At 49.8% G+C, this 25,400-nt stretch carries 20 protein-coding genes; 10 read left to right on the plus strand and 10 right to left on the minus strand.

Annotated elements, in window-relative coordinates; translation table 11 throughout:
- Positions 1-295: 295 nt before the first annotated feature.
- Positions 296-1,357 (plus strand): ribosome small subunit-dependent GTPase A, encoded by a 1,062-nt coding sequence (rsgA, locus tag JI741_RS27815; RefSeq protein ID WP_202015266.1) that lies wholly within the window; start codon positions 296-298, stop codon positions 1,355-1,357.
- 120 nt (positions 1,358-1,477) lie between these two features.
- Complete coding sequence (locus tag JI741_RS27820; protein WP_202015268.1) at positions 1,478-1,951, plus strand: group II truncated hemoglobin; 474 nt, start codon at positions 1,478-1,480, stop codon at positions 1,949-1,951.
- A gap of 86 nt (positions 1,952-2,037) precedes the next feature.
- Here the strand turns inward: JI741_RS27820 and JI741_RS27825 are convergent, their stop codons facing one another.
- The 9 genes from JI741_RS27825 to JI741_RS27865 form a co-directional block, all read right to left on the minus strand.
- Positions 2,038-3,117, minus strand: coding sequence for a Gfo/Idh/MocA family protein (locus tag JI741_RS27825; protein WP_202015270.1), 1,080 nt, complete (start codon positions 3,115-3,117; stop codon positions 2,038-2,040).
- 57 nt (positions 3,118-3,174) lie between these two features.
- Positions 3,175-3,738 (minus strand): gluconate 2-dehydrogenase subunit 3 family protein, encoded by a 564-nt coding sequence (locus JI741_RS27830; RefSeq protein ID WP_202015272.1) that lies wholly within the window; start codon positions 3,736-3,738, stop codon positions 3,175-3,177.
- Positions 3,739-3,740: 2 nt separating this feature from the next.
- Positions 3,741-5,468 (minus strand): GMC oxidoreductase, encoded by a 1,728-nt coding sequence (locus JI741_RS27835; RefSeq protein ID WP_202015274.1) that lies wholly within the window; start codon positions 5,466-5,468, stop codon positions 3,741-3,743.
- A 125-nt stretch (positions 5,469-5,593) separates the two neighbouring features.
- The gene (uxuA, locus tag JI741_RS27840) at positions 5,594-6,760 is read right to left on the minus strand and encodes a mannonate dehydratase (RefSeq protein ID WP_202015276.1); all 1,167 of its coding nucleotides are present in this window, start codon (positions 6,758-6,760) and stop codon (positions 5,594-5,596) included.
- 128 nt (positions 6,761-6,888) lie between these two features.
- Positions 6,889-8,055, minus strand: coding sequence for an efflux RND transporter periplasmic adaptor subunit (locus tag JI741_RS27845; RefSeq protein WP_202015278.1), 1,167 nt, complete (start codon positions 8,053-8,055; stop codon positions 6,889-6,891).
- A 12-nt stretch (positions 8,056-8,067) separates the two neighbouring features.
- Positions 8,068-12,423: a CusA/CzcA family heavy metal efflux RND transporter gene (locus JI741_RS27850; protein WP_202015280.1), complete on the minus strand. Its 4,356-nt coding sequence runs from the start codon at positions 12,421-12,423 to the stop codon at positions 8,068-8,070.
- Between the two features lie 142 nt (positions 12,424-12,565).
- A complete protein-coding gene (locus tag JI741_RS27855; RefSeq protein ID WP_202015282.1) occupies positions 12,566-12,886 on the minus strand; it encodes a DUF6660 family protein in 321 nt (106 codons plus the stop codon).
- 262 nt (positions 12,887-13,148) lie between these two features.
- On the minus strand, positions 13,149-14,414 hold the full coding sequence (locus JI741_RS27860; RefSeq protein WP_202015283.1) for a Na+/H+ antiporter: 1,266 nt from the start codon (positions 14,412-14,414) through the stop codon (positions 13,149-13,151).
- 401 nt (positions 14,415-14,815) lie between these two features.
- Positions 14,816-15,169, minus strand: coding sequence for a SnoaL-like domain-containing protein (locus JI741_RS27865; protein WP_202015285.1), 354 nt, complete (start codon positions 15,167-15,169; stop codon positions 14,816-14,818).
- Positions 15,170-15,674: 505 nt separating this feature from the next.
- Here JI741_RS27865 and JI741_RS27870 point away from each other — a divergent pair.
- From JI741_RS27870 to JI741_RS27900, 8 genes are all read left to right on the plus strand, one after another.
- Positions 15,675-16,166, plus strand: a complete 492-nt coding sequence (locus tag JI741_RS27870; protein WP_202015287.1) for a hypothetical protein — start codon at positions 15,675-15,677, stop codon at positions 16,164-16,166.
- Positions 16,167-16,491: 325 nt separating this feature from the next.
- Positions 16,492-16,782 (plus strand): hypothetical protein, encoded by a 291-nt coding sequence (locus tag JI741_RS27875; RefSeq protein WP_202015289.1) that lies wholly within the window; start codon positions 16,492-16,494, stop codon positions 16,780-16,782.
- Between the two features lie 27 nt (positions 16,783-16,809).
- Positions 16,810-17,646: a hypothetical protein gene (locus tag JI741_RS27880; RefSeq protein ID WP_202015292.1), complete on the plus strand. Its 837-nt coding sequence runs from the start codon at positions 16,810-16,812 to the stop codon at positions 17,644-17,646.
- A gap of 787 nt (positions 17,647-18,433) precedes the next feature.
- A complete protein-coding gene (locus tag JI741_RS32675; protein ID WP_236676309.1) occupies positions 18,434-18,775 on the plus strand; it encodes a hypothetical protein in 342 nt (113 codons plus the stop codon).
- Positions 18,757-19,779, plus strand: a complete 1,023-nt coding sequence (locus JI741_RS27885; protein WP_202015294.1) for a hypothetical protein — start codon at positions 18,757-18,759, stop codon at positions 19,777-19,779. The genes JI741_RS32675 and JI741_RS27885 overlap by 19 nt, the downstream gene beginning before the upstream one ends.
- Positions 19,780-20,219: 440 nt before the next feature.
- Positions 20,220-20,921: an imm11 family protein gene (locus JI741_RS27890; protein ID WP_202015295.1), complete on the plus strand. Its 702-nt coding sequence runs from the start codon at positions 20,220-20,222 to the stop codon at positions 20,919-20,921.
- Between the two features lie 130 nt (positions 20,922-21,051).
- Positions 21,052-21,288 carry a hypothetical protein gene (locus JI741_RS27895; RefSeq protein ID WP_202015297.1) on the plus strand — a complete coding sequence of 79 codons (237 nt, stop codon included), beginning with the start codon at positions 21,052-21,054 and terminating at the stop codon, positions 21,286-21,288.
- 1,454 nt (positions 21,289-22,742) lie between these two features.
- On the plus strand, positions 22,743-23,753 hold the full coding sequence (locus JI741_RS27900; RefSeq protein ID WP_202015302.1) for a DUF4240 domain-containing protein: 1,011 nt from the start codon (positions 22,743-22,745) through the stop codon (positions 23,751-23,753).
- A gap of 10 nt (positions 23,754-23,763) precedes the next feature.
- Here JI741_RS27900 and JI741_RS27905 read toward each other — a convergent pair whose 3' ends face one another.
- A complete protein-coding gene (locus JI741_RS27905) occupies positions 23,764-25,245 on the minus strand; it encodes a hypothetical protein (RefSeq protein ID WP_202015304.1) in 1,482 nt (493 codons plus the stop codon).
- Positions 25,246-25,400 lie beyond the last annotated feature (155 nt).

The following is a 25,400-nucleotide window of genomic DNA, read 5'->3' on the forward strand; positions in this document are numbered from 1 at the left end:
GAGCAAAGGAACAACCTATTTCAGAAAGATCATTGGTCGGTTATGGCAAAGCGCCGTTCGGTTCCGGACTGTTGTGGACGTTTCAAATGTTTTCTTATTTTTGTGCCGGTGAAAACAAACGTTTCCACATATCGCCCCTTCCCTGCCGGAATTCGGATAGCGTAGGCGACAGACGTATCGATTTGCATCGCATACAAGTTTGTCTGTCGTTTCCTTAACGTCCTATTCATTTTCTGTTACCAGGAATGCATGACGCCGGTCAGGCTTCGTTCGCATTCTTCAAATTTTCACCATCATGAACATTCTTCAACTATATGGCTGGGAAGCCTATCGTGAATCCTTATCTATAACAATACCCGAAGGCCTCACCCCGGCGCGCATCATCAGCATTAAAGGATTTAAATATTATGCTGTTGCCGACGATGGCGAACTGGAAGCCGAACTGTCGGGCAAGCTGCTGTATGGCGCGGAGTCCGAAGAGTTGCCCAAGGTGGGCGACTGGGTTGCGCTGATGCGTTATGATACCCTCGGCTACATCATCGAGGTGTTGCCGCGCAGCAATGCGCTGTCGCGCAAAACTCCGGGCGCCCAAACACAACGACAAATTCTGGCCACGAACGTGGACGCCGCATTGGTGGTGCAGGGCCTTGACCGCGACTTCAACGTTATGCGGCTGGAGCGCTACCTCGTGCAGTTGCAAGCCTGCGGCATCGCGCCCGTGGTGATCCTCAACAAAGCCGACCTGGTAGACGACCCGAATGTGTTTCTGCAAGACGTGGAACGGCTGCAACGCGATGTGCCCGTTCATCTGTGCAGCACACTGAGCAGGCTTGGGATGGACGACCTGCGTCACACGGTGTTGAAACCGCAGCGCACCTACATCATGATCGGCTCGTCGGGCGTGGGCAAAAGCTCGTTGCTGAATGCGCTGCTGCCCGGCGTTGTGCAAACCACCGGCGCAACGAGTGATGCAAACCACAAAGGCAAACACACCACCACCACGCGCGACCTGTTCCGGTTGCCCAACGGCAGCCTGCTCATTGACACACCGGGCATGCGCGAGTTTGGCGTGACGGCCGAAGAGGGGCAGGGCACCGACGACCTGTTTCCCGCCATTCAGCGCGCAGCCCAAGGCTGCAAGTTCTCGGACTGCGACCACATCGACGCGGCAGGCTGCGCCGTTATCGCCGCCGTGCAGCAGGGCGACCTTGATCCGGACCTCTACGACAGCTATCTGAAACTGAAGAAAGAGCAACGCCGTTTCGAAATCCGCATCGAAGACAAAAAACGCCTCGGCAAGCAGTTTGGAAAACTGACGCGTGAAGCAAAGAACTATCGCAAGAAGTACAAGTTTTGAACCGCGCCGTTTCGGAATGGCAGGCGTTGCGTGTATGTGAATCGTTATTTTGCCTGCACGCGATGCCCGCGCCGGAACCTACACCACCGAAAGCACGTTTCACAACAGACCCGATAAACTATGAAACAAATTCCAACTCTCTACACATGGGCCGGCGGAACCGAGGCTCTTGAAAAACTGACAACCGTTTTTTATGAAAAGGTTCTCAAAGACGACCTGCTCTATCCTGTTTTCAAAAACATGAGCGGCGACCACTCCAGACACGTGGCCCATTTTATAGGCGAAGTGTTTGGCGGCCCGCAGCAATACACAAAGGGCGATGGTGGAAGTCATGCCAGCATGGTGGCCCACCACCTCGGCAAAATGCTCGACGACAAAAAACGGAAACGCTGGATGGAACTGCTGCTGGAAAGCGCCGACGAAATTGGATTGGCCAACGACCCCGAGTTTCGATCGGCACTGGTGGGCTATCTCGAATGGGGCAGTCGCATTGCCGTGCTCAACTCAGTGACCACCACCAACCCCATCAACGAAAATGAACCCATGCCCAAGTGGGGTTGGGGTGAAACCGGCGGACCGTATTTGCCGGAATGATTTTTTGTGTTGACAACGACTACCTATAAAATAAAAACGGGCGGCATATAAAATTGCCACCCGTTTTTTTTATTCGTTTGCCGATGTCATTTCTTCAGCCACAAATCAACGGGCTTTTCCACTTTCGGACGGAACGGCAATTCTATTTTCTTTCCTTGTCCTGCCGAAGCATAGGCCGCGTAGATCACTTCCAACACGGCGCGTCCCAGTTCGCCGGTCACCAACGGCTCTTTGTTTTGCTGCACGCATTCAATGAAGTGTTTCAGTTCGTGCGGGTAGCCTTGATTAAAAACTTCTTCAAAGATGGGGAAGCTCCAGCCGGCCGTGGTGTCGGCTTTTTCCATGGCATAGCCGTAGCCGTTCTTGCTGTAGGCCAGTGCGGCGTTGCCCATGAACAGGTCGGCATAGATCACGCCTTCGGTGCCATACACTTCGCTCTTGTCGTCCATGCCGCCGTGTTTGGCCCAGCTGTTTTCGGCAAGGGCCGTCACACCGTTTTCGAATTCCACGATCACCACCGAGTTGTCTTCACCTTGTGTGCGACCGTTGTGAAGCACGGTGGCCATGGAAGCGGACACTGATTTCACTTTCGCATTGTTCAGCATCCAGAAGAACCAGCCAAAGGCATGGCATCCCATGTCCATGAGCACGCCGCCGCCGGCTTGTCTGATGTCATAGAACCAATCGCCGTGCGGGCCGGAGTGTTTTTCGGATTGTTTCAGCATAAACACTTTTCCAACGGCGCCTTCTTTCACGAGGTGGCGCACGCGTTCATACTTTGGTGCAAAACAAAGCTCTTCGGCATACATCAGTTTCACGTTTGCTTTTTTGCACGCGTCGATCATGGCGTCGGCTTCTTCCAGGGTAACGGCCAATGGCTTTTCGATGATCACGTGTTTGCCAGCCTTCGCGGCCTTCAGCGTCACCTCGGCGTGGAGGAAGTTGGGCAGACAGATGTCCACCACATCGCAGCCTGACTTTTCAAGAAGTTCGTCCACGTTGTCATACCACTGTGCGATATGATATTTTTCGGCGTGGGCTTTTGCTTTGTCTTTGTTGCGGGCATAGACCGCCACAACTTCCGCTTCGGGAATGAAACGGTGATAGCTTTCGATGTGAATGTCGGTGATGAAACCGGCGCCGAGAATGGCTACTTTGGTGCGCATAGGGTGTATGGTGAGTTTGGGTTGTTGAATGTTTATGTTTTGAGTTTCAGTGATGACTTATGTTGCCCAGGCCTTGCCATCCGAAAAAGGAATGCATCCTTCGAAGCGTCCGGGAACAGCCACATAGGTTCGTGCAGTTGTGGCGCCTGGTTCGGACGTGAAGTAGCCCAGCGTGGTGAGCTGTTTGATGAGTGTGAAATAATGTTCGGGATCGTTGTGAAGTTTGGTGTTGGCATACGCCTTTGCTTCCTTGTTCACGGCGTTGAGTAAGGCCCGTTGATCGTCGCCCGAAAGGGAAACAAAATCGGTATCGTGTTTTTGCTGCGCCAACGCTTTCAGGGTTGTTATGCCGTCGAAGAAAATTTTTTGCTCGTGCTCATCGTAGCAGTCGGTCACCATCACGTTCATGAACTCGCCTATGCGGGCGGCTTTGGCGCCGGGCGATCTCGGTGTGGTGGGAATGATCACTTCCCCAACGGCGTCGAGAAAGGCTATGTCATGTTCCGAAAAGGAAGCGATTTTCTCCGGCGTCGATTTGCAGCCGTTCAGAAAAACGTTGGATCCAACAATAGTGCCACCCAGTAGGCGTGCCGTGGTGGCTAAGGCTTCGCGTCGGTTCATGGTCAGAGGTTTTGGCGTTTCATTTCTTTCACAGCATGGTCCACTGCGCGGGCCGTCAGGGCCATGTATAGGATCGACGGACTTTGGTTGCCTGTGCTGGTCATGCAGGCGCCGTCGGTGACGAACACATTTTTGCAATGGTGCATCTGGTTCCAACCGTTGAGCATCGATGTTTTTGGGTCGCGCCCCATGCGGCAGCCGCCCATCTCGTGTATGTCGAGGCCGGGGGCTTGTTTGTTGTCTTGTGTGGAGATGTCGAGGCAACCGGCCTTCTCCAGCATCTGACTGCTTTCGTGGAGAAAGTCCTTGATCATCTTCTCGTCGTTGTCGTCGTAGCCAACCGACGTGATCAATTGCGGAATGCCCCATTGGTCTTTCCCCGTGGTGCTGAGACGAACGTGGTTGCTTTCTTTGGGAATGGTTTCACCCTGCATATACATGTAGGTGCGCCACCCTCCCGGCTTTGACAACGCATTTTTATAGGCCGTGCCCAATTCTGTTTCGGCCGCATCGTCGGCGCCGCGGGTGCGATAGGCGCCGAGAAAGGTGGTGAAGCCGCCCACGTAGTCGGTGTCTTGCTTGTGCAGGTTCCGATAGTTGGCCAGTATGGGTTCCGTTGGGTTTCGGCCGTAGTAATAGCGGTCTTCAAATCCTTCCACCGATGCGCTCACGCTGCCGCGATAGAGGTGGAAGGCCACATACTTTCCGAGCACGCCGCTGTCGTTGCCCAGGCCGTTGGGAAACCGTTTGCTCACGGAGTTCAATAACAACAATGTGCTGTTCAAAGCCGAGGCATTCACAAAAATGACGCGCGCAAAATATTCCGTCACCGCTTGCGTGTTTGTGTCGATGATGCGCACACCGGTGGCCTTTCCTTTCTGTTCGTCATACATGATGGAGTGCACAACAGAGAACGGGCGCACCGTGAGGTTGCCGGTCTTCGCGGCCCACGGCAAGGTAGACGACACCGAACTGAAGTATCCGCCATAGGGACAACCGCGCATGCACAGGTTGCGTGCCTGACATTTGCCGCGTCCCTGTTGCAGGTGAACTTCGGCAGGTTGTGTGAGGTGTGCCCAGCGCGCATGCACCAGGTGGCGGTCGGCATAATGTTCTTTGAATTTTTTCTGCAGGTGTGCTTCCACACAGTTGAAGTCGAAGGGCGGAAGAAACTCGCCGTCGGGCATCGCCTCAATGCCATCCTTGTTTCCACAGATGCCGATAAATTTTTCGACGTGCGAATACCACGGCGCCACGTCGTCATAGCGGATGGGCCAGTCGATGCCGTAGCCGTATTTTGCGGGCGCGGTGAATTCGAAATTGCTCCAGCGTTGCGTAGCCCGTCCCCACGTTAGCGACTTGCCGCCCACCTGGTAGCCTCTGATCCAGTCGAATGGTTTTTCCTGCACGTAGGGATGGTCTTTGTCTTTCACAAAGAAGTGCGCCGTGTCATCGCCAAAGCCTGCGGCTTTGCTGATGAGGGGATTCTCTTTCAGAAATGCACGGGTCATCTGGCCGCGGTGTTCAAACTGCCAGGGATCTTTGGTGGCGGTGGGATAATCTTTCAGGTGCTCCACATTCCGGCCGCGCTCCACCACCAGCGTTTTCAGTCCGCTTTCGCAAAGCTCTTTCGCCGCCCAACCGCCGCTGATGCCCGAGCCAATCACGATGGCATCGTAGGTGTTGCCTGCGACGCCCGAAGCATTGATGTTCACAGAATCGACTTGCATAGGCGAATGGGGTTATGGTCTGCCTAATGTTGGAAACTCACGGCGATTTCGCAAGCGATAATCCACAAATGAAAGAACAGTACGAGCCACGAAGAAGGGCAGGGCCAACGCTCACCCGTGTGGCATCACACAAGCGATCGGCGTATGCCCACTTCAAGACCGCGCAGTTCGGCAAGTCCCCTCAGTCTGCCAATGGCAGAATAGCCTGGGTAGGTTGTTTTGTGCAGGTCGTCCAGCATCTGGTGGCCGTGGTCCGGACGCATGGGAATGGAAACCTGGCGGCGTTTCATCAACTTCACAATGGCTTCCACAACGGCTGGCATATTGGCATCGCCTTCCAGATGGTTGGCTTCATAGAAATTTCCCTGTGCGTCGCGCTGTGTGCTGCGCAGGTGCAGAAAGTGGATGTTGTCGCCGAGGCGTTCCACCATGCCCGGCAGGTCGTTGTCGGGGCGTGCGCCATACGAGCCGGTGCAGAAGCAAAGTCCGTTGGCTTTGGATGGACTGGCACGGATAATTTCCTGCGCGTCGGCCTCTGTGCTCACAATGCGTGGCAGGCCGAGAATGGGATACGGAGGATCGTCGGGATGGATGGCCATCTTCACACCGGCTTCTTCGGCCACGGGCACCACCTGTTGCAGAAAATAGAACAAGTGTTGTTTGAGAAGGGTGGCGTTGATGCCTTCGTATTTTTTGAGCGCGTCCAGAATTTCTTGTGGCGTGAAGGGAATGTCGCTGCCCGGAAGTCCCAACAGTGCGTTGCGAAAAAGTTTGCCGCGTTCTTCTTCCGACATGCCGTCGAAGCGCTTGCGGGCGATGGCTTGTTCTTCGGCGCTGTAGTCTTTTTCGGCGCCGGGTCTTTTCAGCAGGAAGAGGTCGAACGCAATGAAGGCGGCGCGTTCGAAGTATAGTGCCTTACTGCCGTCGGGCAGCGTATACGAAATGTCGGTGCGCATCCAATCGAGAATGGGCATGAAGTTGTAGGTGATCACCTTCAGCCCGCAGCGGCCGGTGTTGCGCAGACTTTGTTTGTAGTTTTCGATGTGGCGCAGGTAGTCACCACTTTGGCGTTTGATGTCTTCGTGAACCGGCAAGCTTTCCACCACGGTCCACGTGAGCCCTGCTTTTTCGATCACGGCTTTGCGCGTTTCAATTTCTTCTACCGTCCACACGTCGCCCACGGCAATGTGATGCAGGGCGGTGACCACGCCGGTGCAACCGGATTGGCGAATGTCGGCGAGGCTAACGGGGTCGTTGGGCCCGTACCAGCGCATGGTTTGTTCCATTGTCATGTGGCGGATTCTTTTTTGTGGAAACGAAAATAGACGTTGCGTCAGAACTTCACTACTTCGCCATACACTTTTTTGACTTCAGGTTCAGATCGAATAGCAGCGGCGGGTTCTTTGATCGCCGTCGCAGTCTATTCTTCTTCCTCGCTGTTCTTCATTTTACCCAACAGGTCGTAGGCACCTTTAATCACCACGGGCGAGCCGGTCACAAAGTCGCGCGGCACCGTCACTTCGGTGAAGCCCTGCTCCTGAAATCCCGTTGTGATTTCGATGATCTTGAAACGATGAACGTTTTGTTCGGCACCGGGGGCTGCAATGAAAATGTATTTCTTTCCATCGAACGTAACAATGGCCTGGTCGGGTAGCGAAGGCGTTTCGTGGCTGGCTGTTTCCACGTGGGCCGTCAGATACATGCCGGGCAAAAGGTCGGTGTCTTCATTGTCGAGGTGGCAATGCACGCGCACGGTGCGTTGTTCGCTGATCTCGCGGCCGATGAGGTGAATGGTGGCCGTGCGTTCGCGGCTTTCATTGGCCAGCACAAACCTCACTTTCTGACCGATCTTCAGTTTCAAAACATCTTTCTCAAACACGGTGAGCTCGGCATGCAGGTGGCGCGTGTCCACAATCTTGAAGATGGCGTGCGTGGGCGCCACATACATGCCGATGTTGGCATTCACTTCCGTCACAAAACCGCTGATGGGTGTGTAGAGTGGAATGGTTTGTTGAATGACCGATGTTTCCTCCAATCGTTTGGCGTCAATGTTGATGAGTTGCAGCTTACTTTTCAAACCGCTCACTTTGGCCAGCATGCTCCGATAGCTCGACGATGCTTGCTGCAGCGTCTTGGTGGCATTCACATTTTCTTTCGACAGCGCTTCCTGGCGTTTGAATTCTTCTTCCAGAAAATCGAGCTGACTTTTCTGATCGAGATAGTCCTGTTGCAGCTGAATGTATTCAGTGCTTTCCATCACCGCCACCACTTCGCCTTTTTTCACGGCGCGGCCTTGCAGCAATTCGGTCGATTTCAGAAAACCACCGAGGGGCGCGGAAATGCTCACGAGGTTTTGCGGGGGCACGTCGAGCATGCCGTTCACCACGATGGCGCCACTGAGCGCGCGCGGTTCAATTTTTCCCCAGGTAATGTCGGCGCTGGCATATTGCGGGTCGGTAAGTTCCACTTCGTCGGCCAACGGTGTTTCTGCTTCGGGCGCCGCGGCCGCTTCGGGTTTGGATGATTGACAGCCCGCGAGAAGTGTGAGCACAAAGAATGTGAGTATGAAGGATGATAGTTTTGTCATGACAAGATTCGATTAAAGTTGACCTTGAATAAATTCGATGCGCAACACGGCCTGGTTGTAGAGGTTCAGTGTTTCGAGGTAGCCCATGCGCAGGGCTGTGGCCGTGTTCAGCCCTTGCAGATATTCCACATAGCCAATGTCGCCGCTGCGGTAGGCCCTGGCCGATTGGTTGAGGATGAGGTCTGCCTGCGGGAGCGCGCTTTGCTGATAGTAGGCCAGCGACTCCTGGTGTTTTTTCCACTCGGCCACCAACGTGGCGTATTCGCTTTCGGTGTTGCGTCGCGCCTGTTCGTAGTGATTTTGTGCCGACTGTTCTTTGAACGCCGCAGCTTTTATTTTGCTGGCCTGCGGATGAAACCACAACGGAATGCTCAGCCCCAGTTGAAAGCCTTGAAAGCGATTGCTCCGGGTGGCCAGCTCGTTGTTGGCCGTGTTGAGCGGTGTGCCGATGAGCGTTTGGTTGAAGTAGCCAAACGTGATGTCGGGCAACAGATGATTTTTTTCCAGGCTTGTTTCTTTTTGAGCCACCACCAGATCTTGCCTGTAGAGCTTGAGCGCCACATTGCCCGCCACGGAAAGGCTATCGGCAGTGGCGAGTGATCGTGGGGTGAGCTCGCCCGACAAAACATCGACGGGCTGGTCGGTATACAATAGTGTTTGTAGGCGTGTGCGGTAGATGCGGATGTCGGCTTCGTTCTGGCGCAGCGTGGTGTGAAATTGCTGTGCTCGTGCTTCGGCCGTTGTTTTTTCGAGAAGGTTGGTTTCGCCCACGCGCTGGCGGGCAGCGGCAGCCGTGGCAAATGCCGAGAAGGTGCTGTCTTGTTGCGTGAGCCAGCGGTTCAGTTGTTTCAGGTAGGCCAGATGATACCACGTGGACTTCACCTGGTAGGCCAGTTCGTTTTCGGTGGAAGCCAGAACCAGCTCGCTACGTTCCACATGGGCCTTGCCCAACGCACCCCGTGCACCAAACACGGTGGGAAACGGAATGGACTGCGACACGGTGATGTTATTGTCTTCTTTGGCGATGCTGTTGTATTGCCCAAAGGTGCCCAGCACAACCGTCTTGCTCACATCGCCCGCGGTGCGCTTCAGGCTTTTGCTGGCTTCCACATCGTAGGTCGCCGCTTTCACCGACAGGTTGTTTTGCAACGCCATGGCTACCGCCTGTTCGACCGGAAGGGCCGACGTGTTTTGGGCTGTGGCGACGCCGGGTAGCACCAGCGCCAGCAACAGCATGATCGTGATGTGTGGTTTCATTTTTATTCCTTTTTCAACGTAGATGTATAAACAGGGCAGCACCAGCAGCGTGAGCACGGTGGCACTGATCAATCCGCCGATCACCACGGTGGCCAACGGCTTTTGCACTTCGGCCCCGCCGCCTTGCGACAAGGCCATGGGCAGAAAACCCAGCGACGCCACAAGGGCCGTCATGATGACAGGACGCAAACGGATGGCGGTGCCTTTAAAGACAATCTCTTTCAGGTCTGTCATGCCTTCTGCTTTCAGGTGATTGAACTCGGCCAGCAACACGATGCCATTCAACACCGACACGCCAAACAACGCAATGAACCCGATGCCCGCCGAAATGCTGAACGGCATGTCGCGAAGCCACAAGGCGAGAATGCCTCCGATGGCCGAGAGCGGAATGGCACTCAGAATCAACAGACTTTGACGCAGCGAGTGGAACGTGAAATAGAGCAACAGAAAAATCAACGCCAGCGCGATGGGCACGGCAATGCTGAGGCGCGTGCGGGCTTGTTGCAGGTTTTCGAAGGTGCCGCCATAGGTGGCGTAGTAGCCGGGGCTGAATTTTATTTTTGCATCGATCTTTGCCTGCAACTCTTTCACGATGCTCTCCACATCGCGACCGCGCACATTGAAGCCCACCAGGATGCGGCGGTGTGTGTCGTCGCGCTGGATTTGGTTGGGACCCACCGTGAGGTCTACGGTGGCGAGTTGCGACAGTGGCACGGGGTGTCCTTCGCTGGTGTTCACATACAGGTTTCGAAGATCTTCCACGCTCTGGCGATTTTGTTTGTCGAGCCGCACCACCAGATCGAAGCGACGGTCGCCTTCAAACACGAGGCCCGCCGATGCACCGGCAAAGCCCGCACGGATAACGCGGTTTACTTCGTCGATCGACAAGCCGAATTGTGCCAGCTTGGCGCGATCGAAGTGCACCACCACCTGGGGCAATCCTTCCATCACTTCCACATAGGTGTCTTGTGCGCCCTCGATCTTGCGGGCAATGGCACCAACCTGTGCGGCATAGTCTGACAACAGGCGCATATCTTCGCCATAGATTTTCACCACCACATCCTGGCGCGCGCCGGTGGCCAGTTCGTTGAAACGCATTTGTATGGGTTGCTGAAATCCATAGGTGATGCCCGACAACTGTTGTTCCAGCGTGGCCTGCATTTTTTCGGCGAGGGCTTCGCGGCTGTGGGCACTGGTCCATTCCGATTTGTCTTTCAAAATCACAATCAGATCGCAGGCTTCCACAGGCATGGGGTCGATGGGAATTTCGGACGAGCCGATTTTGGCCACCACTTCTTTCACTTCCGGAAAATTGGCCAGCAACACGCGCGACGATTGTGTGGCTGCGTCGATGGTCTTCGACAAACTGCTGCCCGTGAGCACGCGCGTTTCCACGGCAAAGTCGCCTTCTTCGAGTGTGGGAATAAACTCAGCACCCAGCGTGTTGAACAACAGGAGGCTCAGCACAAACAACACCACCGAGGCGGCGATCACGGCCAGCCGTTGTTTCACCGCGAAGCGAATGGCGGGATCATAGACCTTGTGAAAGAATGCCATGATCCGGTCGGATATATTTTTTTTCGTCGACAGTTCTTTGCTGAGAAATTGTGCGCTCATCATGGGCACATAGGTGAGCGACAACAGGAACGCGCCCAGGATGGCGAACGAAACGGTCTCGGCCATGGGGCGGAACATTTTTCCTTCGGTGCCCACCAGTGCAAGAATGGGCAGGTACACAATGAGGATGATAATTTCGCCAAAGGCAGCGCTGTTCCGGATCTTCGATGCCGACTGATAGACTTCTTCATCCATTTCGGGTTGTGTGAGCCGACGCGTGATGCCGCGAAGGTTGAGATGATGCATGGTGGCTTCTACGATGATGACGGCGCCATCCACAATCAAACCAAAGTCGATGGCACCCAGGCTCATGAGGTTGCCCGACACACCAAAGAGGTTCATCATGGCCACCGTGAACAACATGGCCAGCGGAATGACGGAGGCCACGATGAGACCCGCGCGCAGATTGCCCAGCAACAACACCAGCACAAAGATGACGATGAGTGCACCTTCGGCGAGGTTGCGTGTGACGGTGCCAATGGCGTTGTCGACCAGCTTTGTGCGATCGAGGAACGGTTCGATGGTGACGCCCTCGGGAAGGTTCTTGGCAATTTGCGCGATGCGTTCTTTCACGTTGCCGATCACGCGCGACGAGTTGGCGCCTTTGAGCATGAGCACGAGACCGCCCACCACTTCGCCTTCGGTGTTGCGTGTCATGGCGCCATAGCGCGTGGCGTGACCAAACTGCACATCGGCCACGTTGCGCAGCAACACGGGAATGCCCTTGGTGTCGCGCTTCACCACAATGTTTTCAATGTCTTGCAGGCTGGTGATGAGCCCTTCGCTGCGGATGAAGTAGGCGCTGGGATTTTTGTCGATATAGGAACCGCCGGTGTTTTGATTGTTCTTCTCCAGGGCAGCAAACACCTCGTTCATGCCGATGTTCATGCTGCGCAGCCGTTCGGGGTTGAGGGTGATTTCGTATTGCTTCAGGTAGCCGCCAAAGCTGCTCACATCGGCCACACCTTCCACGCCCAGCAACTGACGGCGCACAATCCAGTCTTGCAGCGTGCGCAATTCCATAGACGAGAATTTGGATTCGAAGCCGGGTTCGGGTCGGAGTATGTATTGAAATATTTCGCCCAGCCCGGTGGTGACGGGCGCGAGCTGCGGCTTGCCCATGCCGGCTGGAATGTCGCTGGTGACTTCCGACAGCCGCTCGCTCACTTGCTGCCGCGCCCAGTAGATGTCGACGCTCTCTTTGAACACGATGGTGACCACCGACAAGCCGAACCGCGAAATGGAACGGATCTCTTCCTTGCCGGGAATGGTGGCCATGGTTTGTTCGATGGGGAAGGTGACAAACCGCTCCATGTCTTCGGCACCGTTGGAGGGCGACACCGTATAGACCTGAACCTGGTTGCTCGTGATGTCGGGCACGGCGTCGATGGGAAGTTGGGTGAGCGAATAACTGCCCCAGACCATGAGCCCCGCCACCAACAACCCCACGATGAATTTGTTGTGGATGGAAAAATGAATGATCTTATCTAACATACGATTCTTGCTGTATTAGAAATGGTCTTTTGAAGTCGGCGCGTCACTTGCCGACATTCTCTGGAATAAATTTTTTTGAATGGCATATTCTTTCACAGACGAAAGAACGGCGATCTAAAAAAGGGTGGACGCAGAAACAGTCTTACGACAACCGGGGTGGCTGCCAGATGGATGTTTGGCTGTGGAGGATGTGTTTGTCCAGATAGGGTGTGACAAACGAAGAGTTATGTTCAGGCGATGCCGGCACCACGGCATGTGCCGTTGTTAGTGGCACCGAGGATGCGCAGCAGGAGCAAATGCAGAACGGCGAACAATGGTCGGGCTCGCCGGGTATATGCTGATGATAGGGTGTGAAGATGCTGACGGTGCTGGCGTTGTTGTCGGGACATGCTTCGGCGTCGCTGCACGGGTAGCATGCGAGCAGGAGCAGGTAGAACGCCAATATGATGTGCAGAGGCTTCACGGTAGTTCAAAGGTAACACGAATAGATGTGCAACAGGTTTTCACGTGAGATTTTTGTGAAATTTGGACCCATTCTAAATTCGACCGCTCTGGGAGATGAAATTTGCCCTTGGCAGAGCTTGACTGCTTCCTTAATTAAAGGGTGTTATTTTTAAGAGTCGGCCAGAGCCAGGGCGCGTTGTTTCCTGTAGGTAAATACAAATTTCTCATGAATGCCCGCGTGTTGCCAGTGCCTTTTCGAGGCCATGATTTACCCCGGGGTTTCAATGCCCGGTGTGTTCGTGTTTGCCTACTTTCAGTTTCTTGACCAGCCATGGCAGCGTTAGGCCCTGGCCCACGATGGTGATGAGCACCACCACAATGGAGATGTAGAGAATGGCGTTGCGCAGCGGAAACGGTTCGCCGTTGCCCAGCGTGGTGGGCAACGCAATGGCGGTGGCCAGCGACACAATGCCCCGCATGCCCGACCAGGTGATGATCATGCTGGTTTTGAAATCGAGCAAAGCGCCTTCGGTGATGCGTCCTTTTTTGCTTTGGAATGCGCGTTGCAGATTGACCTGTTGCAGGAAGACACGCGCCATGCGCAGCACAAACGCCACAATGGTGATGAGCACACCATAGCCCGCATAGATGAGCAACTCGCTGCTGTTGAGCGTGCGCACCACGTAGGGAAACTCAAGGCCGATGAGAATAAAGATCAAACCGTTTAGCAGGAAGAGGATGACGTCCCACAGGGTTTTGGATTGTTGCTTGAGGGGTTCGGGAAACACCTTTGTGCTGAAGCGCGAAATGGCCAGCCCCAACACCACCACGCCGATCACACCCGACACGCGCAACTCTTCTGCTATGCGGTAGGTAACAAACGGCATGAGCAACATGAAGGCGATAGACACCAGCGTGTTGTTGCGCACCCGCGACAAAATGAACGCCAGCAGCCGACCCATGACAATGCCCACCAGAAACCCACCCCCCAGCACCATCACAAAATTGAGAGACGCCTTCCACACGACCACCGCCGTGCCCGTGGCGGCCAACACCGAAAAGCGATAGGCCACCAAAGCCGACGCGTCGTTGACCAGGCTTTCGCCCTCGAGGATGGTGACGGTTTTGTGCGAGAGGCCGAGGCCCTTGGTGATGCTGATGGCCGACACGGCGTCGGTGGCCGAAAGAATGGAGCCGAGCACAAACGCCAGCGGCCACGTCATGCCCGGAATGAGGTAGTAGGCCACCACGGCAATGCCCGAAGCTGTGATGAACACCAGCGACACGGCCAGCGTGGTGATGGTGTTGAAGTTGGTTTTGAACTCGGCAGACGAGATGTTGAACGCGGCATCGTAGATGAGTGGCGGCAGAAAGATGAGGAAAATGATTTCCGGATCCAGCTCGATCATGGGGATGGTGGGAATGTAGCCGATGGCTATGCCCGCCGTGATCATGAGGATGGGATAGGGTAACCTGATTTTTTCGGCCATGGCCGACAGCCCGATCATGACAGCCAAAAGAAAGATGACGACGCTGTAGTGTTCCATGTGTGTTGAGCCGGTGGAAGATGTCTGAAGACACTTCGCAGTTGATTTTAGTTTGTTGATCACGACAGCAAGCGCGAGTTATGATTTGATGTGAACCGCTGCGTGCTGGCGTCGTATGAACAGACGTCTGTAAACATACTGAAATTAATTTAATACGGCTGCGACCAACGGCAACACCTCTGGTGGTCTTGGTCGGTAGTGTATGAGAAATGTTTTTTTAAACGATGCACGAAGGATGGTAGCGGAAAGCCCACGGCGAGGACTTGCAGCGGACAGCCTGACCCGACGCGAGGAGGGACGCACATAACAAACGGCAAAATTGGGATGGACTGTGTGCGCTGTTGAAAACGAAAAAGCCCATGACGTAGGTCACAGGCTTTTGTTGTTTTGCTGAATCGGGTTCAATAGAAATACTGCTCTTTCACAATTTTTCCGTCGCTCACTTCATAGACGCAGAGCTCTTCCATTTTCTGGCGGCCGGCGTTTTTGAAGGTCATGTCGGCCATCATGCCGAGGGCGAAAAAATTCCCAATCACGATGGGTTGGGTGATGGCGCCGTCGTGTGTTTCCACCACGTTTTCATACCACGCCCTGAGCCGTTCCATGACGGCCGTTTTCCCTTTGACGCCGGGCATGGGCGAGTGGTCGGGTTCGATGCATTCTATGGCGTCGTGGAAAAGCTCGTGTTGAATGTCAACATACTTTCCAAGGCTGGCCAGTTCCATGAAGCGGTTGGCTACGTCTTGTGTTGTCATGCGTTGTGTTGTTTAAAGGTTTGAAAAGAACAAGTTTGTCCGGGGAGCGATGCAATCTTACGGAGGGCTACTGCAATGGGGTTGCAGTGGTTTGTTTTTTTAGAAGACGCGCCGGGAGAGCATTTAATCAATGCTCCGTCTTCCGACGGTCTTCCGATGATCTTCCGACGGTCTTACGACAAAAAATACATCCATTATTCAAGGCGTGTTTCTGAGGCGTCAGCTCTTTAGAAAAAAAGAAAAGAAGATTGTTTTTATGCCATGTCTGAGCCTGCAGCCAACGAAATATCGTTGGCCCGACGAAATGTCGTTGGCTTTAGATACCCCCATCGTTGGGGGTTGTACGACAAATTTTGAGAAAAACGAAGATCAACTTTTGGCACTGATTTGGTAAAGCCGGTTGACATGCATGCACGTTCCGGGGCAAGCGCGAATGTTAACAATGTTCCCGGAGCCAGATCTGAAAAAGTGTAGTAGTTGTTAAAAATTTTAAAACGTTACGAAAATGAGTAAGTCAGAAGGAAACCCCATCGTTGATGGGTTCAGAGGAAAGCTGGGAAAGTTTCTGGTTTTCAAAAAGGTGAATGGAAACACCATTGCCACCATAGCGCCACAAGGCGAAAGAGGCCAAGGCACAGAAAAACAACAAGCCGTGCGTAGTCGCTTTAGCGATGCCGCAACGTTTGTGAAGTCACATTTTAAGAACCCTGCAAACAAAGCCCTCTATCAGGAGGCTGCCAAGCGAAAGGGCTATGTGAATGGACGCACAATGGCGATGGCCGATTTTTTTGGTTCACCAAAGATCACCGCTATAGACGTGTCGGCATATGCCGGAAGCGTTGGCAGCAAAATCTTTGTTGAAGCCGACGACGAACTTGAGTCGGGCGCGTGGGAGTATGTGGCAACCGTTGAAAACGCAGACCGCACTGGCGACAAGGTGGTGGTGTCGGTAACGGACCGGCCGGGTAATACCACCACGAGGGAAAAGGTTTTGTAAAACCTGACCACGTTGTGTGAGAAAATGGAGAGCCGGCGCGACGGCTCTCTACTTTTCAAAAACAACCTATCGTGTTTTCAGTCGACGTCAGATCTTGTCAAGGCCTGTTTATTTTTAATCTTCTTAAACCAACACACGTATGCAACCGGCAATTCTCAAAGCAACCGTTTTCTGTAACGATGGCCAATTTCGCTTTATTAAAATCTCGGAACTTATGATTCCGAAAAAAGCATAGCAGCGTATATTGATCATTTCGAAAAACAGGCGTATGAAAAAACTAAAGCGCCTGTGGTTATCGTGATTTATCTGGAGCGCACACTGCACGATGAAGACGGAAATTATGTGTAAGTTGTATAATGGGAAAATTTCACTGGGCCTGTTTGATGGAACTTCGTACAACGGAGGCGTTTACACAGGAAGGCAAGCCACCACACGCATCGCTGAAGATGGTTCACTGTTAATAACATATCAACGTATGAACGGCCAGATATTAACGGTTGATGGTATCCGTTCGTTGTTTGGTGGTCATGAATACTACGCTCATGGCATATTGGGATTGGTGCATCCGAATGATAACGAAGAAATTGATAGGATAGAATCCGCTTATCCTTATTAAACCACTATTACTCTTAATTCTTTTCAAATGAATAGAAAAATATTATTAATAGCACTATTTGCATTAATTGTATGCAGATGTCAATCACAATGCGATATTCGAGGTATGTGGTTGGTAACACAAGGTAGAATAATAGAGAACTATGAGATGGCGCCTGCCTATTCAAATAACAGAATCACGTTTTCAAATGACAGCATAGAGTTTGCTTCGGGTTTCTTTTACAATACTCTTAATTTAGATAGTGATACCTATGCTTTAGGGAGGTATCCTTTTGTTTACTACGGAAAAAAGGAGAAGTATCGGGTGTTGGGTGATACGTTGTTTGTTTACAGTAAGCCTTATCAGAGTTGGAATAAATTTAAAATGCGATGTGTCAATCGCGATGAATTGCGCTTGGACGGCAAGAAGGACAACTTAGTTCTGGTGAGGAGAAAAGTTAAAGAGACTTCTAAGGCATGTCCTATCAAATACATAAAAGCACATGTTGATGGAGGTAGTCTTGATCTGTATAATGTTAACTATAAAGCCACCTATACAAAGGATGATAGATTGTTTTTTGAACAGAAAGACTCCCTAGCTGAAAGGTTTAACGGAGTTGAAATAAAACTAGCTTTAGGAACATTTAATAGTATTTGCAGAGGATTCTATGATATCGATCTTCAGAAAGTTAAGAAAATGTATCCGACTAAAGTGTCAGATTTTAGTATCATTAGAGTTGAAATTGGATTGGAGGACGGGGTAATTATTAAATCCGAAATCCAGAATCAAGAATGCCCGGAGGACTTGTGGATAGCCTTGATTCCAGTGTTATACGGGCATCAGCAACTTCTTTATTCTACGTATCCACCTTTAAAATGGAAATAGTGGAAAGGCGCGAAGATGCCACTTGTTTATGTTTAAGGATGGCTAAATAAGTTTAAGAAGGAGTATGGAGTTGAAGTTACTGATATTTATTTTCGCACTTCAACCAAGTCAATTTTCAGATTCGATAAGCATTGAGTTGCCAAAGAAGAATATTTACCTCCGATCGAACGACTGTGTTTGATATTGAGGTGAAAATGCACAATTTCTCGAATGAGAATTTATTATTGTATAATTTTAACAGTGAAACTGAACAGGCGTTTAGAGAGGAGTCCTTTTTCTGCAATGATCGAATGTCTGCTCGGTCCACAATTTTAATTTATGATGAAGATGCTGAACCCATTTGTGCATCGCTCGCGCCCATCCCAAAGGAAATAAACCATAAACCCATTTCGACTTCCGAATTTCAAACGGTGATTGACGAGGAGAAATCGAGCTTCCGAAAGGCTTTGCAAGTTGTTAAAAAAGGACGGGACATAGTGATGAAGAAGAAAGTCAATGTAGAACACTTTCATCTGGAGCCCGGTGTGTATTTTATAAGATTTTTTTACACATCTGGAACGTCAACAAAAAATATGGTGTCGCAGCAAGAAGTTGAAGAGGACGCTGCGAGATATAAGGCTAAGGTATTTAGTGGATGCGTTAAGTCTAACCTTGTAAAACTTATCGTGAAGTAAGCCTTTTACCTGGCGTTGCAATCGACTAGTATGCTTATGAAGTGGCATTGCTGTGAAATTTAGAATTATGAAAAGAGTATTATTTCTTTCTCAAATCTTGAATGTAATAGGTATTGGTAATTTTCTTACCGTTTTGTTATGCAAAACCACATGAGCCCGGTTACAGCAAACTTTGGGTTCAGGTTTTCGGTTGTGGTAATATTAGTTATCATACTTATGGTGGTGCTATGGAAGCAGCGCGGCTGTCCGCAGCCGCAAAGGACTTAGCTGAAGAACAAGTTGAAATGATTCTTGGTAGCCAGCCTAGACCAGCCACTGCTACTTTAGAGAAAACATTCCTTACTGAGCTAAGAGCCATACTTACACCATTTGGTGCCCGTGTTTCCCTTACACCGAACTATGGCCCTGTACCAGTGAATCCTTATAGCAAAACACCATGGGGGAATGGCAGATGATATTTTTAGAGTTGATCAAAAAGAATGCAATACTTTACTCAATTTTAATTAACGGCAATTTTGCACAGGTTGATTTGCGTTCGCAGAATGTAGTTGCGTGGTCAGATCGAGCAATTGAGATAAAGAACATCAGGCTTGGTGAGCATGAATTTGATTCTGTTATGGTAGTGTTGTATGGCTCTTTCATCTCGATGGAGTTTAGAACTGCTGATGCTAAGTTCTTCAACGATACAAAGCATTATTTTGGAAAAGATGCGTTGGTACGCTCGAAGAAGTCTTACCTTATGGGCAACGACGTTATTGAAGAAGAATACAAAGATTTAGGAACGTTCAAAGGTTTGGAAGGCCTGGCATCTGCTATGGTCAGGAATTCCAATCTATTTGGTTTTACGATAAGTCTTCGTTTTTACGGAGAGACGGCTCAGGCAAAGAGTCTATCAAAACCTACTTACTTCCTCACAGGTATTGAAGTTGCGCAGGAGGCATTACATCTATTCAAGCCGAATGAAATTACTTTGGTGCCTACGTTTAGTCCGTTTGATTACGCCCCAAGAATTGAAATTGTTGTAAGGAACTCCGAGCATCCTGTTCTGAAATATGTTGCAAACAAAGCCTCACTATCTTACGGTAACAGGTTATACGAACATGGCAGAATCCCAAGGCTTGATCCTTTTCGCGTTTGTGGACTAACTTATGTTGATCAGGCTGGCACTGATGACGACACTTTAGAAGTAAAGTCAGTTTTGATTGTAAACTTGTGTGCTTCCGGCCAGACTAGTACGGACGGAAATGTAGGACATATCTCTTATGAAGTTCTATCTCCTGAGGTCGAGTTTTTTCAAGTCGGAAACCGTGTGCTTACAAAAAATGAACTTGAAGCAAGCGGACTAAATTTGGAGGGCGACTACATCTTGGAAAAGACGCTCTTTGGAAAGGAAGCTGTTGACGAATTTAACAATCTTGATTACGCTCAGGGAATAAGCGTGTACAAGTCAAAGAAGTAATCCAATTCATTCGCTAGCGGGAACTTCGGCAGGAAAACCCTATGCTAGCTGCATAAGCAAGATGATGTATAAATGTCTGCCAAAATGATTTTCCTCGAAACTCGAAAAAGACTGGAAAGTGAAGTAGATTTTTCTTTTTCAACTGAAAAAAATAAGGGCTTATTTTGCAGCTGGTTGTTCATTGAAACGGTGGCGTGTTGAATGTATTGGGTAGATTGATGCAGATCGATCCGTTAGCCAGCAAATTTTCGTCCATTACGTCGTATAATTATGGGTCAATAACCCAATTTTTTGGAACGATCCTTCAGGTGCAGCCGGCGCCTCGCCTGGTGAACCGGATTATGTGCCGCCGAGGGATTTGGGATTAGTTTAGGCTGCATGTAGGAACTTTGGTGCAGGATCGTTGCAAGGTCATTAGAGGCCTTTAGGCTATTAAGTTTATGAAGTACTTTGCATTAAGAGGAGAATCTAACCCCAAAATGATAGGTGTCAAGAATGGGGTTGCTCAGGTAGAGATCGACGAAAGTCTATTTGAAAACAAAAAAATGTATAGTTCAATCCGATCTTTTTTTGACGCATTTGCCTATTGGGAAAAGACCAGCTTTTATCCGGAGTTAGATTTTCAGGTTGAGGCTGCCAGAATGTTGCCGCATGCAAAGCTAACAGATTTTTTATCGTTCAAACCGTTTCTGATTTCTTGTCCATTTATGGTTAACGAAAGAATCAAGTCTTTGCTGAGCAAGCATAACCTTCAAGAACATTACTATTTTCCGGTAAGGGTTTTTGAAAAGGAAACGTTGCGAGACGGAAACTATTATTTGTTTTACAGTCCAATGCAGGACTATGATGTTATCGATTTTTCGAAATCGACTTTTTTTTCTGGCAGTACAATATCAGGCAAACAGTATTTTCGATTTGGCGATAAGGATGAGTTTTTAAAGGCTATGGAGTCAAATCCTCTTCTAACCGGAGAAAAGCTGGTATTGAATCGAGATTTTGACAAAACGCTGGATCTATTTAATCCACGATTCGGTCCTGTCTGTATTTCTGAAAAACTAAAAGATGCACTACAGACTATGGATGCTACCGGCATTAACGTGATTGATGGCGTCGATCCAAAGATTGAGGTTCAAGTGGTCTGAGGAGGACGATATGTGAAAGACAGATTTTATGGATATTTAAAGACGAATTGATAGGCATTGAAAATGAGCGTGATATTTACGAGGCAATGTGAATCGACTTTTTTCGTGGTTCCCTATGAACTGAACTAGCATGAATAACATTTTGTCACTAAAATTCGCATTTACTTGCTCATTGTCCTTCTTATGTTTGTGTTGCCGTTCTCAGGATGGCTGGCAACATGTGACAATAGACGGTGGATATAATTATTCTGTTCCAAATTTTGGTCAACTTAAAAGAACTTTAAGTGAAAGAGCCAATACAATCACCGCAGAAATTACAGTAAATAATGACTCTCTTTCAAAGATTCAATTTGCCAAGGCGGAATAAATAGAGACACGTTGCGCGTCAATGCCTATAGTTTAAATGAAGCAACCTATGATAAGCTGTCAATAACTGTTACCAATGGAAAATTTCATGCCGACTATACTTTTATTCAAAGTGGTGAGCAGGAGAAGGTAGTAATGGAGGAACTTTATAGTAAGTTGGTATTGAAGACAATGGATTTTGGGAGAGGATCAGTGGTTAGGGGGTATATTGAGTATAAATCGAAATGTAAGCAAGGGTGTGTTAGTCAGAATTATTTAATAGAGATTAGGGGTAATTTTGTCGTGATTGTTAAGTGATGAATTTCTTACTGTGCAATTTTAGCAATGAAATTATACAGGCGTATAGAGAGGAATCATTTTTTGCAATGATCGAATGTCTGCTCGGTCCACAATTTTAATTTATGATGAAGATGATGAGCCCATTTATGCATCGCTCCCGCCCATCCCAAAGGAAATAAACCATAAACCCATTTCGAACTTCCGAATTTCAAACTGTGATTGACGAGGAGAAATCGAGATTCCCGGAAGGCTTTACAAGCTGTTAAAAAAGGAAGGGACATAGTGATAAAGAAGCTTACGGTTTCTATTTTGGTCTCGACGGCGGATTTAATGTTGCTTTATTTTTAGGAGGAAGCTTAAATATAAAAATAGGAACAAAGTATGTTTTTAAAGAATAAAATGGGGCGTATTTCAAGTTCAATAACGGTTATTTATAGATGGATCATTCCTTCATGTATCGCGCTGATGAATGTCGTCTTAATTGTATTTGTGTTTTTTTTGCCCCTGATGTTTATTGGGACCTATACGTTGTTATAGTGCCTTTTTTCTTAGGAGGATCGATAGTTGTTGTGTATCCTTTGCTGCAATTAAGAGAGATTTTTCTTGATGATGAGTTTGGAATAACGATAAGGGATCGGGGCAAGTTGATAAAAATCCCGTTTAGTAAAATTTCTGGTGTTGACCGGTTTATTTTTTTTCTTTTTTAAAATCTTCTATCACTGTCCAGACGGCAAAGCCCGGGTAGTGGTGGTTATGCCTAGGATACGAGAATTCGCACGTACCTATGGGTTTGGTGATGTGAAAAGTTTTAAATTTCTTAAACAAAAAGCCAAGGTTTAGGTAAGCAAAGCATGCTACCTGACACGCTCTATGTTGATTGAATGAGAAGAGAAGGGGAATTTCCGGGGGTCGCGATGTCTTGGAGTAGCTGGGGATAAGCAAGGGGAGATTATGAGAAACGGAAATCTTAAAAGTGGCGGAGATGTTAAAACTAGATACCTCAGTTTTAAGAAAGAGGAGCACGATAAGAGGCTATACCGAGTTTCCCTTGGAAAATGTACAGGATTTAGCTGGGATGACAGCATTGCAGTGAAGGGATACTTTAGTGTTGTGATTGAATGATTTGTGGGCAGGGATAGAATTTTTTTGATAATAATTTGTAAAAAAGATGCTTAGATGAATTTTGCAATCGTTGAAGAGTTGTCCCTGGATTTGATAGAACTGGCAAACGTATTTGCCGGAATTTCTGATCATGTAAATGACAATCTCAAAGACAGTGGCTACGGGCCTGGGGTGAGTTCGATTATTTTTGGAGTCAATTGTATAGACCCCAAACTTCTGGTTCCATCGCGGGATTTTGAGACGGGGTTCGTGCTTTATAAGAAATACACAAAAGCCAGTAGGCAGTTGGATGTTAAAATTAAACTTAATCACAAAGAACTATCGGATGCGACCGAAATGGACGTGGCGAAAATACTTGTCCGGGGATTTTTCAATTCACGTTTGAGTGTTGTAGAGTTGAACATTAAAGACTTCGCAGCAGATGCCTTTTATGAAGATGTTATTTCAGTCTTGTCGAACTACTTACCTGCAGAAGAGTCCTATCAGGAAAAAATTTTTCACTACCAACATCGGCAAGCACTGAAGTTTGAAGCGAACGAAAAAATGTTGCGCGAAGAGTTTTGGCGATTGGTTCATTCTTCACGGTCAGAAACTAATAATAGTCTTGATAAGCAGATTGAGATTTTGACTACTAAATTGGGCGCACTCACTGAATCGGAAATTGTCGGCTTCGAATGTATGCTGAGAGAATTGCTAGTGGAAGCTAATCACTATAATGTAATGGCCATTCAAAAAATGGCTGAGGGATGGGTCACCGACGATTCGTTTCTGTATTTTCGATGCAAAATCATATTGCAAGGGCAAGCCATTTTTCAAAATGCAATTGAAAATCCGGATCTTGTTGTAGAGCGGATGGATGCATCTCAAAGTGGTGAACTTCTGTTGTATGTAGCGGATACGGCGTTTGCGAACAAGTTTGGAGAATCTACCGAAAAGGTATTCCCTCGTGAGTACGCATCAAAAATAATTGACTACAACTCGGACGATTTTCCTATTGGCGGAGAAGATTGGAATGAAGAAGATTTGCCAAAACGTTTTCCTGCACTGTGGAAGGCATATCATTAACAACCCTCGACTACGCCGCCACCTTCTCCTTCTTCACCTTCTTCTTCATCGGAAACTCAAATCCAAATCGCACATTCAGCACATCGCCATAGGGACTCTTGTGGTGCGGATCGAACGTGCGCAGCATGATTAGTGCGGTGCCTTTCACGTTCTTGATGAAGCGGTATTCTTTTTTCACGCCCACAAACACGCCCCATACCCATTCGCGTTGGCCTTGGTCGGGGAGGGTTAGGCGGGAGAGGGGGGGCACGTAGGTGTTCATGGTTTCCACTTCGAGGCGTGGGGAGAAACCTTTCCAGAGTTTGTATTCGCCAAACACACGGGGGCCATAGATGCGCGAGGCGTGGTCGAAGTAGCGGCGTTCGGTGTTGTAGGCCACGCGTTGGTTCCAGCCGGCGCCGGCGGTGAGGCGGCCCGTGAAGCGATAGCCCGCATAGGGATTGAAGTCGACCATCACGTCTTCGCCTTTCTTTTGGATTTGCATGGCGATGCCGGGCACCACGCGTTCGTACCACGGTTTGCCGCGCATTTCGTTGGGACGTTTTTTGGGAATGTCGCTGAGGCTGTTGAGGCTGCCGTATTTCTTTTTGTATTTGGCCACCATGTCCATGGCTTCCTGCAGTTGTTTTTCTTTGCCGGCAAAGTGGTTCACGGCCATCTGTTGCACTTTGGTAGCGGCTTCTTCTTTCATGGCGGCAGGATCTTTGGCAGCACCGGCCATGTCTTTGTATTGGTCGAGCACGTTGGCCTGACCTTGCAGGTCTTTGATGCCGGCCACTTCGGCGGCTTTGGTTTCGGCGGTGTTGGGCAGCGCCTTCACATCGCCCAGGTTTCCGCTGGTGAGGGCTTTGGCGTCTTTGGTGTATTCGGAGGCCTGGCCTGTTATTTTGGAGAGGTCGCCGGTTTGGTTGGTCACATTTTTAAGGTCTCCTAGTTTCTCGGTGCCGGGCACGTTGCCAAGGCCGGGCACGTCGGTGTTGGGCAGGTTGGGCACGTTCACGCCGCCGAGTGAGGTTGAGCCGCCCAGGTTGCCTAGCGGATTGCCTCCGGTGGAGGGTAGTCCGAGTTGTGATGATGGAATGTTGAAGCCTTCTGCTTTGCTGGTGAGGCCCGACACCTTTTCGTTCAGCTCGGGGGGCAGCTCCATGGTTTTGAGTTTGCCAGTGGTTTTTTCTTTGATGGTGTTGAGCTTTTCGTTGAAGCCGGCCACGGTTTTTTCGCGCAGCTGGTTCACGCTGTCGAGGGCGTGGGCGGTTTTGCCGGTAGGCAGTTGCAGGGTGGTGAGGCTGTCGAGGCGGCTTTGCAGTTTGCTTTGGGCGGCGTCGAGTTTTTGGATGGGGGCCTGGTAGAGGTTTTGCAGGCTGTCGGTGCGCTGGTAGAATGCGTTTTGCACGGAGTCGACGCGTTGGCTGGAGCGCTGCAACAGCGTGTCCTGGGGCATTCGCAAATGAAGACTATCGGCCGAAGGGACACGCCCGAGCAGGCTATCCAAAGACGTTTGTTGGGCTTGAACCGTCGCACCCAGACAGATTAAAACTAAAATAGCACACAACCTCATACGGACTGTAAAGATAATGATATCCATTATCGGCGGTGAGCGTGTGATGGTAAAAATGTTAAACGCGTCAAAATGCCCGTAATTAGATG

It is taken from the genome of Chryseolinea lacunae (assembly GCF_016735595.1).
Taxonomy (GTDB): Bacteria; Bacteroidota; Bacteroidia; order Cytophagales; family Cyclobacteriaceae; genus Chryseolinea; species Chryseolinea lacunae.

What these genes read in the sequence shown, in the direction of transcription:
- rsgA (WP_202015266.1), top strand. Translation starts at nt 296, where the DNA reads ATGAACATTCTTCAACTATATGGCTGGGAAGCCTATCGTGAATCCTTA.
- JI741_RS27820 (WP_202015268.1), top strand. Translation starts at nt 1,478, where the DNA reads ATGAAACAAATTCCAACTCTCTACACATGGGCCGGCGGAACCGAGGCT.
- JI741_RS27825 (WP_202015270.1), bottom strand. Translation starts at nt 3,117, where the DNA reads ATGCGCACCAAAGTAGCCATTCTCGGCGCCGGTTTCATCACCGACATT.
- JI741_RS27830 (WP_202015272.1), bottom strand. Translation starts at nt 3,738, where the DNA reads ATGAACCGACGCGAAGCCTTAGCCACCACGGCACGCCTACTGGGTGGC.
- JI741_RS27835 (WP_202015274.1), bottom strand. Translation starts at nt 5,468, where the DNA reads ATGCAAGTCGATTCTGTGAACATCAATGCTTCGGGCGTCGCAGGCAAC.
- uxuA (WP_202015276.1), bottom strand. Translation starts at nt 6,760, where the DNA reads ATGACAATGGAACAAACCATGCGCTGGTACGGGCCCAACGACCCCGTT.
- JI741_RS27845 (WP_202015278.1), bottom strand. Translation starts at nt 8,055, where the DNA reads ATGACAAAACTATCATCCTTCATACTCACATTCTTTGTGCTCACACTT.
- JI741_RS27850 (WP_202015280.1), bottom strand. Translation starts at nt 12,423, where the DNA reads ATGTTAGATAAGATCATTCATTTTTCCATCCACAACAAATTCATCGTG.
- JI741_RS27860 (WP_202015283.1), bottom strand. Translation starts at nt 14,414, where the DNA reads ATGGAACACTACAGCGTCGTCATCTTTCTTTTGGCTGTCATGATCGGG.
- JI741_RS27865 (WP_202015285.1), bottom strand. Translation starts at nt 15,169, where the DNA reads ATGACAACACAAGACGTAGCCAACCGCTTCATGGAACTGGCCAGCCTT.
- JI741_RS27870 (WP_202015287.1), top strand. Translation starts at nt 15,675, where the DNA reads ATGAGTAAGTCAGAAGGAAACCCCATCGTTGATGGGTTCAGAGGAAAG.
- JI741_RS27875 (WP_202015289.1), top strand. Translation starts at nt 16,492, where the DNA reads ATGAAGACGGAAATTATGTGTAAGTTGTATAATGGGAAAATTTCACTG.
- JI741_RS27880 (WP_202015292.1), top strand. Translation starts at nt 16,810, where the DNA reads ATGAATAGAAAAATATTATTAATAGCACTATTTGCATTAATTGTATGC.
- JI741_RS27885 (WP_202015294.1), top strand. Translation starts at nt 18,757, where the DNA reads ATGGGGGAATGGCAGATGATATTTTTAGAGTTGATCAAAAAGAATGCA.
- JI741_RS27890 (WP_202015295.1), top strand. Translation starts at nt 20,220, where the DNA reads ATGAAGTACTTTGCATTAAGAGGAGAATCTAACCCCAAAATGATAGGT.
- JI741_RS27895 (WP_202015297.1), top strand. Translation starts at nt 21,052, where the DNA reads ATGAATAACATTTTGTCACTAAAATTCGCATTTACTTGCTCATTGTCC.
- JI741_RS27900 (WP_202015302.1), top strand. Translation starts at nt 22,743, where the DNA reads ATGAATTTTGCAATCGTTGAAGAGTTGTCCCTGGATTTGATAGAACTG.